The organism is Bradyrhizobium sp. th-b2 (genome assembly GCF_000426785.1).
Classification (GTDB): domain Bacteria; phylum Pseudomonadota; class Alphaproteobacteria; order Rhizobiales; family Xanthobacteraceae; genus Bradyrhizobium; species Bradyrhizobium septentrionale.
This window is the reverse complement of the sequence record NZ_AUGA01000106.1, coordinates 1-12,024: the sequence shown is the minus strand read 5'-3', so window position 1 is coordinate 12,024 and position 12,024 is coordinate 1. Positions and strand designations below refer to the sequence as shown.

Annotated in this window: 17 protein-coding genes and 1 pseudogene; 3 read left to right on the top strand and 15 right to left on the bottom strand. The window is 62.3% G+C overall.

Annotated elements, in window-relative coordinates; translation table 11 throughout:
- Both K359_RS0143805 and K359_RS0143800 read right to left on the bottom strand, forming a co-directional pair.
- Positions 1–1,115 (bottom strand): annotated as a pseudogene (locus K359_RS0143805) (hypothetical protein); the annotation flags it as partial.
- Positions 1,100–1,531 carry a hypothetical protein gene (locus K359_RS0143800; protein WP_029084771.1) on the bottom strand — a complete coding sequence of 144 codons (432 nt, stop codon included), beginning with the start codon at positions 1,529–1,531 and terminating at the stop codon, positions 1,100–1,102. The gene K359_RS0143800 and the pseudogene K359_RS0143805, both read right to left, overlap by 16 nt.
- Positions 1,532–2,132: 601 nt before the next feature.
- On the opposite strand from K359_RS0143800, the gene K359_RS63765 reads away from it, so the two are divergent.
- Together K359_RS63765 and K359_RS66515 are read left to right on the top strand one after the other, a co-directional pair.
- Positions 2,133–2,522, top strand: a complete 390-nt coding sequence (locus K359_RS63765) for a hypothetical protein (RefSeq protein WP_175619271.1) — start codon at positions 2,133–2,135, stop codon at positions 2,520–2,522.
- Entirely contained in the window at positions 2,522–2,728 is a 207-nt protein-coding gene (locus K359_RS66515) for a hypothetical protein (RefSeq protein WP_084518769.1), read from the top strand. Before K359_RS63765 ends, K359_RS66515 begins: the two co-directional genes overlap by 1 nt.
- A 199-nt stretch (positions 2,729–2,927) precedes the next feature.
- Here K359_RS66515 and K359_RS0143790 read toward each other — a convergent pair whose 3' ends face one another.
- The 11 genes from K359_RS0143790 to K359_RS0143740 form a co-directional block, all read right to left on the bottom strand.
- Complete coding sequence (locus K359_RS0143790; protein WP_029084769.1) at positions 2,928–3,452, bottom strand: DUF1833 family protein; 525 nt, start codon at positions 3,450–3,452, stop codon at positions 2,928–2,930.
- A gap of 2 nt (positions 3,453–3,454) precedes the next feature.
- Positions 3,455–3,826 (bottom strand): hypothetical protein, encoded by a 372-nt coding sequence (locus tag K359_RS0143785; RefSeq protein WP_029084768.1) that lies wholly within the window; start codon positions 3,824–3,826, stop codon positions 3,455–3,457.
- Positions 3,827–3,829: 3 nt separating this feature from the next.
- Positions 3,830–6,046, bottom strand: a complete 2,217-nt coding sequence (locus K359_RS57920) for a hypothetical protein (protein ID WP_029084767.1) — start codon at positions 6,044–6,046, stop codon at positions 3,830–3,832.
- The gene (locus K359_RS0143775; protein WP_051346767.1) at positions 6,046–6,408 is read right to left on the bottom strand and encodes a hypothetical protein; all 363 of its coding nucleotides are present in this window, start codon (positions 6,406–6,408) and stop codon (positions 6,046–6,048) included. The genes K359_RS57920 and K359_RS0143775 overlap by 1 nt, the downstream gene beginning before the upstream one ends.
- Positions 6,405–6,866, bottom strand: a complete 462-nt coding sequence (locus K359_RS57915) for a hypothetical protein (protein ID WP_156929030.1) — start codon at positions 6,864–6,866, stop codon at positions 6,405–6,407. Before K359_RS57915 ends, K359_RS0143775 begins: the two co-directional genes overlap by 4 nt.
- Positions 6,867–6,974: 108 nt before the next feature.
- A complete protein-coding gene (locus tag K359_RS0143765) occupies positions 6,975–8,198 on the bottom strand; it encodes a phage tail tube protein (RefSeq protein ID WP_029084765.1) in 1,224 nt (407 codons plus the stop codon).
- A 21-nt stretch (positions 8,199–8,219) separates the two neighbouring features.
- Positions 8,220–8,675 (bottom strand): hypothetical protein, encoded by a 456-nt coding sequence (locus K359_RS0143760; RefSeq protein WP_029084764.1) that lies wholly within the window; start codon positions 8,673–8,675, stop codon positions 8,220–8,222.
- Between the two features lie 11 nt (positions 8,676–8,686).
- On the bottom strand, positions 8,687–9,154 hold the full coding sequence (locus tag K359_RS0143755) for a hypothetical protein (RefSeq protein WP_029084763.1): 468 nt from the start codon (positions 9,152–9,154) through the stop codon (positions 8,687–8,689).
- Positions 9,154–9,444: a hypothetical protein gene (locus K359_RS0143750; RefSeq protein WP_029084762.1), complete on the bottom strand. Its 291-nt coding sequence runs from the start codon at positions 9,442–9,444 to the stop codon at positions 9,154–9,156. Before K359_RS0143750 ends, K359_RS0143755 begins: the two co-directional genes overlap by 1 nt.
- The gene (locus tag K359_RS0143745; protein ID WP_029084761.1) at positions 9,444–9,821 is read right to left on the bottom strand and encodes a hypothetical protein; all 378 of its coding nucleotides are present in this window, start codon (positions 9,819–9,821) and stop codon (positions 9,444–9,446) included. Before K359_RS0143745 ends, K359_RS0143750 begins: the two co-directional genes overlap by 1 nt.
- Positions 9,818–10,213: a hypothetical protein gene (locus K359_RS0143740; RefSeq protein ID WP_029084760.1), complete on the bottom strand. Its 396-nt coding sequence runs from the start codon at positions 10,211–10,213 to the stop codon at positions 9,818–9,820. The genes K359_RS0143745 and K359_RS0143740 overlap by 4 nt, the downstream gene beginning before the upstream one ends.
- 183 nt (positions 10,214–10,396) lie before the next feature.
- Between K359_RS0143740 and K359_RS0143735 the strand changes: the two genes are divergently transcribed.
- On the top strand, positions 10,397–11,380 hold the full coding sequence (locus K359_RS0143735; protein ID WP_156929029.1) for a hypothetical protein: 984 nt from the start codon (positions 10,397–10,399) through the stop codon (positions 11,378–11,380).
- Positions 11,381–11,394: 14 nt separating this feature from the next.
- Here K359_RS0143735 and K359_RS0143730 read toward each other — a convergent pair whose 3' ends face one another.
- Entirely contained in the window at positions 11,395–11,757 is a 363-nt protein-coding gene (locus tag K359_RS0143730; protein WP_029084758.1) for a hypothetical protein, read from the bottom strand.
- Positions 11,757–12,024 (bottom strand): hypothetical protein (locus K359_RS63760; protein ID WP_035978222.1); only part of this gene is annotated, 268 nt, incomplete at its 5' end. The genes K359_RS63760 and K359_RS0143730, both read right to left, overlap by 1 nt.

Sequence of the window (12,024 nt, the reverse complement as noted above, 5' to 3'; positions counted from 1 at the left end):
GCGGTCAGGCCGACGTTAGAATAACCGATAGAGCCATCCTGGCCGTTGACCGTGTAGCAGCCGGCCGCAAAGACGAAATCGACAGCAAGCGATTGCGCCAGCGTTCCGGCCGGGTTTGCCGCGAACGGTCCAATCCAGGCGCCAGGCGTTCTCGCCGAGGCGCCGAACGGTAGGCCGTTGGCGTCATATTGTCCGCCTGATGTTCCGGTCCCCGATGGCAGCTGCTGGCCGCTGACCTCGGCCGACTGGTCGACGTTGGTCGGAAACAGCGCGACCGCACTGCCAGGCTCATAAAATGCGATCTGCGCATCCGAGAACGCTGCCGCGATCCCGTTGGTCGCGTCCCAGAAAACGGTATCGTCGATATAGACGGCCTCATACTGCATGCTGCCCATCGTCGGCGACAGCAGGACGTTGAGGTATTGATCGTTGGCAACGAACTCGCCCCAGGGCGTCGCGGCGAAATCCGGATAGTCCTTGACGCGCCCATACCAGACCGGCAAAGGCTGGCCGAGCTTGGCGACGTTGCCCTGCGCTGCGACCGAGTAAATCTGGTCCTGCGTTGCGCTCGGCGTATTGGTCGCGCCGGCCTTTGGCGCCACCAGGGCGTTGACGAGCAGCGAGCCGCCGATGCCGATCCCCGCGGTCGTCGCGAGCGCGCCAAACGTACCGGCGCCAAACAGCGCAGGGCCGGCCCAAATGGCGAAGGCCGAGACCGCGACCAACGCGACCAGGCCGATGATCTGTTTGGCCGTATTGCCGCCCTGGCCGCCGCCGAGCGGATAGGACATGAAGCGAACCGCATCGGCCGGCCCGATGCGGCGCGACCGCCAATCCCTGCGCAGCACGGCTTCGCCGTTGATCTCGAGCACGGTCGGCAGGCCTTTCTTGAACTGCCAGCCGAAAGCCCGATCGCGCGTTGCCCAGCCTGTACGCCGCAGGAAGGCCGCGACGGTCTCCCTCGGCCGCGGCTCGGCGCGACCGACCTCGAGGCCAGGCATAACCAGATGCAGCACCGGCTGACGCGCGGCGTCGCTGCGGCGCTCGCGACGAGCTCGCGGACGCTCCGGCGAGCTCGCCGGCGGCTTGGGCAATCGCTTCACAGATCCGTGCATGTCACCGGCTCGAAGAACATAAGGTTTTTCCAACCGACCTGGCGCAGCGCCAGGACGGTTTCGCAGGCGACGCCGGCCTGGCTATCGCAATGGATCACCCGGCCCTCCTGGCGCAGCCAGACGCCGATATGGGCGGGAAATCGCGCATGGGCCATCAGCACCAGCGCGCCGTCAGCGGCCATCACCAGGCCGGCGGGACCGTCCGGCACCGGGCGCCAGCGCGCGCGCTCCGGATGGCCGGCGAACTCCTCGAGCACCCAACGCCTCCTGAAATCCGCCGGCACCGCGATTTGTGGCAGCTCGCGGCCGAACAGCTCGCGCTGCACATGGCAGGCGAAATCCCAGCAGTTGCGGGACTGCCAGGCCCATGGCTCGCCGATCAGCGGCGACAGGAATGACGAACGATCAATAGACAAGAGCCCGTTTCCTTCCAAACGACTGGGCGGATAACTCGACGTAGGTCAGCTCATTGAGAAAGAGCGGACGTCGGTCAGCTTGACCGCCATGGGCGGCTTTTGGACCATTGCGGAAACGGGGGCGCCCTAAACCTTCGTATCGTTCCGTTCACCCCTCTAGATGCCGGACGATTACCTACGTTCAGTTGAGCTGTTGATCGTGATCGTCTTAGGCTGCATGCGTTTGGAAGGGCGCACAGGCTCATCAAGTGCGACAGTGAAAAAGGATGATGGACGAACAGCTGCGATAAGGCCAAGAGGAGACTACAATGCTCAACTGCTCCGAAAGCATTAAATCTGGCAGTGCCGCACGATGCGCAGTTTGTGATGGCAAGTTCGGTCTCGTCCGGCACTACTCGTGGCGAACACCTCTTTGTTCCAAGAAGTGCGCCGATCGCTTCAGAGCTCGCAGGGAAAGTGACCGCAATTGGGTGGGTTGGCTCCGGATCACCTTCAACCAGCTGCTAGAGCACCGCGCGAGGACTTTGTGATGGTCGAGGTCTCACAACGAGGCAAGGCATATTTAGAGACAGCATGGACTTTGCTCCGCGCAGCCCAAACCATGACCGACTCAGCGAGTGCCGGTCAGCTCAAGGCCCTTGCCGACGACTACGAGCGGCGAGCTGAGAAAGCTACTTCGCATGTTGATGCGGCCAAAGCATTCGCCCGATCGGCTGCTAGCGCTGAACGTCGAATGGCGTGCATGACCGGGTGGGCAGCTTCAAACATGTCCCCCGAATTCTGTACCATTGAAGCGCTGAACCTGCGCCCCGGCTCCAAGGAGCTGGAGGCATTCAACGTCGAGCGTGTGCGCGGCTACCTCGAATGCAACCTCGGCTGCAAGAAGAAGGAAGTGATCCGCGCGCTAGGCCTGAATCCGCGCACGGTGGCCAAGGCCATCAAGATCATCCGGGCAAATGCTCATCGCAGCGATGGGGCTCTCCAGCCGTAATCAAGATCATCGCCGTGCTCTGCAATCTCTCCTCTCCGGCAAATTGCCACGAGCAGACCGTTACCACCTCAGACTTCGCCGACGTCTCGATGCAGTCCTGCCTGATGGGTGCGCCGCAACTCGCTGCGTGGATGAAGGAGCACCCGGCCGAACGCCTTGCGGCATGGCGCTGCGTGATCGGCAAACAGGATGGCAGGGGAGCTTAGGGTGGAAAGCCGCTTCCCCGGTTGCGTTGAACCGCTCCAAAGGGTGCAATTACTGACTGGGACCGTTCGATAGCCACCAAGGCCTGCCGATCGAGTGAGTCCCTGTTTTAGATGCATGAGTCCGGAAGTGGCCCAAGGCTGACATTCGACGATACCTTGTGCAAGGTCGCTTTGTGAAGCTAAAGCGGACGTCGGCACCTTAAGCCAGTAAGGATGGAAACTGCACGTAATCATAATTCTTGGTGATGCGCGGAAACCGCTTGTTCTGCAGGTTTTTCACCATGACCGTTCCGGTCAACGACGCCCCGACCATCTGCACACTGCGCAGCTCGAATTCGATCGGCCCATAGGCCGGCTCGGTCAGGTCGCTGCCGAGATACTCGCGATAGAGCACCTGGATATATTCCCGCGTCCCCTGCGCCGCGCGGATCTTTGGCACCAGCTCGCGGTTGACGTTGTCGATCTTGATCGTCGTCGACGGCGGCTGGCCTTCCTTTTGCTCCGGATAGCCGGCCTCAAAAGGGCAAGCGATGAATGTCGCGGTCTCGCCGGCGTTGCGCGGCGCACCAGCCTCGAGCCCAAAGGCCATATCATCGCCGACATTGGCGACAACCCGCGCCGGCTGATCGAATGACGACTGCCAGAGCTCGAGCGTGTAATAGATCCGCGCGCTAGGCGGACATGAGGCATAGGCCTCGAGCAGCGCTTCATTGTGCGTCGGCATGGCTAGACGTCGTAAACCCGGAGCGTCATGCGGACGTCGACCTGGCCCGGATTAGGCCAGCTGGCGACGAGCGTTGTGCCTGGCTTGACGAACTGGCAGACCTTGTTCGCCAGCGACGTTCCGAGCCAAACATCAATGGTGAAACGCGCCGTTCCGAGGTTCAGCGTCGTCTTAACCCACTCGGCAAAAGTGTCGTAGTCAGCGGCATAGAAGCGAACCGTTTGCGTCACCGTGCCGACATTGTCGCCAGGCCGCGCGCGCTGGCGCATGTTGCCTTGTTCCATATCGGTCGCGATCGGATCGCGCATGCGCTGCAGGCCGAAACCATCCTTGAGGATGACGGCGTTTGCGATCGGAAATGCCGGCACTGCCATCGCTTATTGCCCCGTGAACGGTTTGACGCCGTACTGGTCGCCGAGCACGCGCCGGCCAGTGCCGGTCGACAACGAGTCGCCGACCGCGCCGTCGACCATCTTGCGCAACGTCACCGTGATGTCGCCGTTCGGCGCCTGCTCGACGCTCGGCGTCGCATCCGTGTAATTGTTGATGGTGACCTGCGGCGAACGGCCGCCGCCGGCGCCGGCGGCAGCTCCGAGCGCAGCCATCTGGCCTGGCGTAAAGACGCCCTCGCCGCGCTGTGCGATGATCGGAACCTCGTTGCCGGCGATGCCGCCGCTATGGAAACGCTTCGCGTCGTCGAAATACGCCGAATGAATGTAACGCATCGACGTCGGCTCCGAGCCGATGATGCCGCCCGTGTGGTAGAGGCCGCCGAGGCCGCCAGTAAAGCCGGTCGACGATGCGCTGCCGGCGGACGCTCCGCCGATCGAAAACCCGCCGAGCCCGCCGGCTGCCGATTGCAGCGACCGCATCAGCGGCTCGACGATCGTGATCTTGATAATCATCTGCTCGATCGCGCGGATGATCTGGTTCGACATATCGGCAAAGCCCTGCCCGGCCGACTTTGCGCCCGTCGTGATATCGGCCAGGCCGTTGACCAGGTCGCTCTCGATCGCCCCCGAAATCCCCTTGAAGGCATTGTTGGTCCGGATCGCAGCGGCATACGTGCTGTCCAGCGCCGCCGGAACGTCATTGCCATAGATCCCCTTGAGCTGCGTCGCGATCGCGACGTCATCGGAGGATAGGAACGCCGTCTTGCTGCTGAAATCGATCTGCGAGCTCACCTTGGCCCGCGCCAGGGCGTCAGCCGCCTCCGCGGCGCGATCGCGCAGATCTGCGAACCGCGCCGCCTGGTCGGCGGTTTCCTTACCGCCGTTGGCCTGCACTGCCGAGGTCTCGGCGGCCGTCGCACGGAAGGCAGCGAGCGCGGCATCGCCGAGGCCGACTGCCCTGGTATCGGCCTCCTGCGTCTCGGTATGACGACGCAGCGTATTGATCGCGCGATCGACCGGATCATCCGCCGTGTCCTTCGATGCGACGTTAGACCGCGAACCGAACTGCAGGCCGTTCAGGCCTGCCTGCATCGACTTGAGCGATGCAGCCTGGTTCTGCCAGGCCCAATCGCTCTGCGCGTTGCTTGTGTCGGAGATCGAGGCGCCGGTCCCGGCGTACCACTTGATCTCATCAGGCGAGAGCGTCCTGATGTTGGCTAACGGCTGGTTGGCGGAAACGATGCCGAGCAGCTTAACCCAGCCGTCCCACAGCGAGCCGGCATTCGAGAGCTCGTCGACCGCCTGTTTTGCCTCTGGCGTGATATCGATCCTAAGCCCGACCGTTTGATCTGCGTTAGGACCGCCGACACTGTTGGACAAGGCGCTGAGCTGCTCGCTTGCGGCCTTCTCGATCGAGTCACGGTCGAGCGACTTGAAGAACTTGGCGGCCCGCTCGATCAGGTCATCCATGACTGGCAGCAGGCCTGCGGCAGCCTCTTTCATGTAGAGCGACCATTGCACCGAGCTTTTGCGCCACTCCGCATCGAAATCGGCCGCGCGCTTGACCGTCTCGTCGTCGATGACGACGCCGGCGGCCTGCGCCTGGTTGCCGAGATCCGCCATCGCGCCGGCGCCCTGTTGCAGCAGCGGCACCCATTCCTTGGTAAAGCCGAGCATTTGCGCGATCGCGGTCGCGTCCTGCGGATTGCGTGCGCGGCTGACCAGGTCGGCCGCGATCTGCAGCAGCTGGTTTTGGCTAATCAGCTGCCCGTTTGCGTTGCGCAGGCTGACGCCGTTCGCATCGAACTCTTTCGACAGCGAATTAGCATTGCGCTGCGCGTCATTGAGCAGCTGCGCGGACTTCTCTAGCCCGGCGTTGACCTGGCTTTCGGTCAGCCCTGCGATCTGGCCACCGAACTGGACGCCCTGCAGATCCTTGAGCGACAGGCCGACGCGATCGGCCAGCGCGCCCATGTCGGCGAGCGACTTGTTAAAGCTGACGACATAATCCAGCGCCTTGTTGACCGTCGCCGCCGCCGCGACGGCGCCGGCGCCGAGCGCGATTAGGCCGACGTTAAAATCCGTCGCCGCATCCGTGCCGCGTTGCGCGGCGCCGACGGCACTGTCCATTGCCCGCTCGTAATCGGCCGCGCCTTGCGTATTCGCGTCGATAACGAGCTCGGTCACGACCTGGTCGGCCATCAATCCACCTGCAGTTTTGAGTAATCGACCAGATAGAGATCATCCAACATTTCGATGATCTCGAGCTCCCATGGAGCCAGGCCGGTTTGTGTCCGACGCAGGAAAGCGTCGATGTCCTGCCATTCCAGCGGCGACAGCGCGAAACCGTTGCCGCCCTTGCGCCGGCGCATCCGGTCATAGATGCGCCAGAGATAAAGCAGCCCCGCCGGCATCGGCGGGACCTTGAGGATTGCTTCCCGCTCGGCCCTGCGCTTTGGATCGCGCGTCCTTAGCAGGAGGCCCTCGATCACCTGGCGATAGCTCTCGCCGGCGTCGCCGGCCCTCGAGGAGAGCAGAAAGCTGCGCTCGGCGTATGCCCTCAAGTCTGACTTGAGGGCCTCGTAAAAGCCCGCTCGCTCGTCAGGTAGTCAGTGACCTGAACGAAGAAACTGCCGAGCTCCGGCCGCAGGAACAGATTGACTGCGCTCTCGAGCGTGAACGGGATGGGATCTGGCGAAACCGTCGTGAACGTTGGATTCGGCGACCAGCCGACGATCCGGCGGCAAACCTTTGTTACGTTCTGCCGGCGCCGATCGGCGACCGTCTCATCCTCGGTTTTCCATTTGCGGCCGTTGACCTGCGCGAACTCGATCGCCTTCTCCTTTTCGATCGCGTCGCGGGTTGATTCATTGTTGAGCGCGATCGTCTGCGGATGCGCCGGACCGGCGAGCTCGATCACCCAGCCGATCGGCGTATCCGTGCCAGGCCTGCGGATCTGCAGCTGGAACGTGTCGACGGGCAAATGTGCGGAGAGATCGAGGATTGCAGTTGATTCAGTCATGTCGGGTTGCCTTTTGTCGGAAAGGTTGGCCGCAGGGTCCGACAACCCTGCGGCCGGTTCTCGCGAGAACATTCCATCGGCCTATGGTCGGCGCCGATCACTCAAACGCTACGCTGCGGTAGTCTGGAACGAGATCATGCTGTTATTGCCGGTCGCCGAGGTATCGATGCCGACCAGCGCCGGCGGGACCGTGATCGTCTGCGTGCGACCTCCGCCTTGCTTGGAGAGCGCCGAGGGATCGACGCCGCCGAGCGTGAAATTCGGCACCGTGATCGACATGAAATCTTTTGGCTCGGCCATGTTGTCGACGGCCAGGATGTTGAGGGAATACTGCGTTTCCGCGACGAAATCGGTCAACAGCTGCAGATCCTTGCGCAGCATGGTCAGGTTGAGCGACACCCGCAGCGGGCCAGTGAACACGTCCGGCGCATACTTGATGTTGCCAGAGCCGAACGCATCCGGCGCGCTCGGCTGGATATCGAGCGACAGATCGAACGACGTCAGCTCGACCAGGTCGACGCCGCCGAGGCGGATGGTTGCGTCGACGACGGCGAACGGCGTGCCGTTGGCGCCTTGCGGATCAGTGAAATACGGGACGCCGGCATTCAACGGCCGGATCTTGCCGGTCCCGATGCCGCCGGGATCGAACGTGATGATTCCGTTCGGCGCCATCGAAAACTTGCCCGTGCCCCAGACGAAATCGTCGAGGACCGTCGACTTGCCGATGTCGCTCTCGAATTCCTCGATCCCGAAATAGCGCCGGACCAGCGCGGCCGGGTTGACCAGGCGCTTGCCTGGCCGCGTGATCGTGCAATTCGTATCCGGCGCTGCATTGACGACCAGCGTCTCCGGCACCGTGATCTTGGTCGAGGACAGCGCCGAGATCCGCAGATTGCGGGCATTGTTGCCGGCGTCCGGCAGATTGGTCGCGCGGATGATATCGCCGACCTTAAAGCCCATATCGATCGGCGAGCCGCTGGCGAAAACGATGCCGTCAGCGACCGTCGTCAATGACGTGAAATCGGCCTGCGTCTTGCTCAGCGGCGTCGCATCCCAGGTACCGCGCATGATCGCCTCGAGGATCGCGTCATGCGAGCCGAGCCACATTTCGGCGTTGTAGCTCGACGAGGTTTTCTGCGTGCCGTGCCGGCCGCGGATCGACATGCCGTCGTTGCGGATCGTCTGCGATTCCGTCGCAGCTTTCGACAGCTTGGCACCTGGACCGCCGGAGATCGGCAGCACAGTGGCGCCGGCGCCGCCCGCGGCGATCTGGCCGAGGCCAGCCTGCGCCTTGTAGGCGATGCGGCCGGCGGAATTGCTTTGATAGACCATGCGATCAGTCTCCTGTTTGGATCAGCCGATGAAAAAGAACTGGAAAGGAATCACGACAACCAGGCCGAACCAGTTGCCGTCGTCGGAGGCGCTGTCGCCGCCCTGGACGGTCGGCCCCTCGCCGTTCTCGCCCCAGCAGCGCACGCAGGCGCCAGGCTCGGCGTTGTAGAACGTCGCGTCTTTGAACAGGTCGCCAGCCTGGCCGGCGAGCGCGAGATGCGCGGCGAACCCGTAGCCCTTCGGCACGAACACATGCACGAAGATGTTGCCCGTAACGAGCCAGGTTTGATTGCCAGGCGTGCCGACGCCGCGCTTGCGCCGCAAGGTCTCGACGACCTCGAAATAGCACCAGGGCGAGCTCTGCGGCGGCCAGGGCGTCTGCGGCGGATCTTCATTCTGGAACGAGCTCGGCGCCGCCGTGAACCCGTCTACATAGCGCGCGCGCATCGCTGCGACGGCGCCGGCATAATCAGCCATGGGAAGAACCTCTAGCGTGCCCGGATCTCGAGGGCCGGCTGCCGGACGAGCCAGTCCTGGCGCGCCTTGTCCGACATGCGGCGTCGGCCGGCCTTGATCTGCTGCGAGAATGCGGCATAGGCCGCGACGTCGCCGAACCGGACCGGCATGAACGTAAATTTCACTGCGGCGCGATTGCCGAACCGCGCCGCGACGAGCAGCGCGGTTTCCTGATAGACCTTCGGCTCGACCTTCATTTTCATCCGGCCGATCTCGATCTTGCGCGAGTAAGGGACCGGGTTGGAGATATTGATCTGGTCGCCGCGCCGGAAAGCCGACACGTCGCTGACGACATGACCATTTAAAAAAACCGTGTGGCTATCCCGGTAGAGACCGGGATGCGGATCGTCGACAGATCCGACCGGCGATCGTTGACGCAGCATCTCGATCGCGAAATCGACGATGTCCTGCATCGCCAGGTAGCGGAAAACGATGCGCATCAGCCATCGACCGAGACGAGCTCATCATGCGGGCCTGTGACGATCTCCTCGACCTCTGTCGGCAAAACGCCGTCGCGGTCGCGATCGGTCATCTCCTGGTCGATCCGCTGCAGCATTTTGGCCCGCGCCTTCTGCAGCGCGCGCTCTTTCGCCTCCTGGAACGCCTTGCGCGCGTTGAGGCCGGCCAGGTCGCCCGTGATGACGAAACGGAGCTCCTCACTGGTCGAGATCCCATTGCGCGCCGCATCGAGCCTGCGCTGGTAATCGGCCTCGTCGAATACCTTGCCCATCAGCCGCGGACCTGAATCTCGAAAGCGATGATCTGGCCCTGGACGCGCCTGGTCGCGTCGTCGACGCCCTTGATGCTGACCTCGGCACCGGCGATCACCAGAAAATCGCGATCTGTCAGGGGCAGCATGGTCGACAAGGCGACCTTGCCGGCCGGCACCGCCGCGGAGGGATCATTCAACAGGATCACTTTTTGATCGCCCTGGCGGATCTCGCCGACGATCTCATGCGCTTCATAGCCGGTCACCTTCGCCAGGACGGCAGCCTCTTTCGCGACGGCGCGCGACGGCCCGACGCCGGCGTAACGTCGAACCAGGACGGTCTCGCCGTTCTCCTCGAGCGCGCGGATATGCTGGTCGAGAGACTCGTCCGGCGTCACTGGCCGTCAACCTTGCTGGTGATTACCTGGCCGACCTCGGAGCCGCTCGAGCCGGCCTCGCCATCGTTTGGGCCGCCATTGTCCCCCGCGATCATGGAGCCAAGCAGCTGCTCGAGCTGCGCCGAGTTGTATTCGAGCTCGCCGGCGTGCCCCTGCAGCGCCTTATGCTGCTCGTCGATCTTGTCGAGGACGCGATCATAACGCTGGCCCGTGACGCCGATATCCGTCTCGAGCTTCTTTGCCCGCGCCAGGCGCGAGCGCATGCCGGCGAGCTCGATCGGCCGTTTGATGTCGATCATGTCGATTCCCTCCAGGATCTCCGGATGCCGCTCGAGCAGCTCGAGCCGCAGTTTCAGATGCGCGATCGCGACCAGCGCCGTAACGTGGTCCATCGGTTCAATTTTAGGGTTGCGTGTTTCGGTCCGAGAACAGGTGACAATCGGCGCTTCATGATCCGGATCAGTCAGGCGAGCTGACCAAAAAGAAGATCGAACCCTCACCCGCTCTGATGCGACCTATGCGACGAGGCACCTCCGCTCGCGCGAAACTTGCGTCTTCAACCAGGGAGACGAGCCGTGCCAACCGATCAAGAATTTTACGAAATGCTTAAAAGCTTCGACCCCGACGTGGCGGATCGTTGGAAACGAGCTACGGGCGGGAAACTCAGCACTCGAATTGGACCGGATGCACTCGACACGATCGTCATGCCGGTTCTGAAAACCCACATCGTCACGGCAAAGCAGGCCCAGGCCATGGCAATGCTGTTTTTGACCAAGCTGACCGACGATGCCCACTTCTTTCTCAGAGGTTACCTAACTAAGGCCTACGAGCTGGATTGGTTTTTCGCGGGGTCTGCAAGGCCATTGATCAGCCGCGACGACTTGAAGGAAATGGACGCCGCTCTCGGAATGGCGAATGTCGGCAAGATCAACTTCACAAGTCCTGAAACACAACTAACATACACGCCCGACCTCTACGCCGCGATCAAATGGCTCGCACATCAAGGAAAAATCCGGGTCTATGAGGTAGACGCTGCAGAGCTGTTCGGCCGAGTTGGCAATTACAAGAGTCAGATCAATCGCTTGGTTATTTATAAGGGGCTGACATTTATTAAGGCGATGTCGATCGTGCATGAAGTCACTCACGCGATCCAGGACTGGAGAAACCTTAAGACCAAACACAAATATATGGAAGCGGACGCATATATCGCGGGCGCCGTGGCTGCACTGACCGTAGATAAGAACTTCAACTTTCTTGAGTATCCAGCGCTAACGCCAGCAGCGACTGCCGTTCTCGAAGGAAAGGCTAGTCGAACAAATTCAAACTGGACTGATGCTTATGCTCAGGTCGTGAAAGGCGTCGAAGGCGATCCCATCTATGCAGACATAAAAGATGTGGCCTACGACGGCGGTGACCAGGAAGCTTCAGACGAACCGGCGCTCTTGAAGGAGGCGTTAGTTCATTTCAAAGTGGAAGATGCCTTACGAGCGGCGAGCGGCCAGACTGTCTTCGACATGTTAGGTTACATAAAAAGGTGGCAGGCTTTTGCTGGGAAATAGCAACTGCTGCCTATTCAGCCCTTCGCGCGAATGCGCAGCCTGACGACGCGCTCGAGCTGCTGCCCGCTCGCGGTTTCGATCCGGTTTGTGACGCTGTAGACCTTGCCGAGCTCGCCACCGGTCAGCGTCACAAGGGCTAGGGTCGCCGTATTGCTCGAGCCGCTGGCGACGATGCCCTGCGGCAACACGTAGCTCGAGGCCTTGATTCCGTGCGCCGGCGTCAAAGTCTCGCCAGCGGCCAGGCGCGCGCGCTCGGCCGGCGAGAGCAGGACGTCGGACCATTCGAAACCGCGCTCGACGACCTCCTCCGGCGCCTTGGCCTGCCAGAACAGCAGCGTCCGCGCGCTGCGCGGCGCCTTGAGGATGCGGTCGGCCATCACCAGACCTCCGACAGCATGAGCAGCGAAACCGCATCAGGGATCAGCGTCTTGACGTCCGGTGACAATTGCCAGGCCTTGTCGCTGACGCCGATGACGAGATCGCGCACCAGCGCGGGATTTGTCTCGCCGATGCTGTAGAGATGCCGGATCTGCAGCATGATGCAGGTTTTGACGACGGCCGGCAGATCCTCGAGATCCTCGTAACCGGCGTCGAATTCGATGACGATCGGCTCCGGCGCATGCGAGAACGCGAGCGGCCAGGAC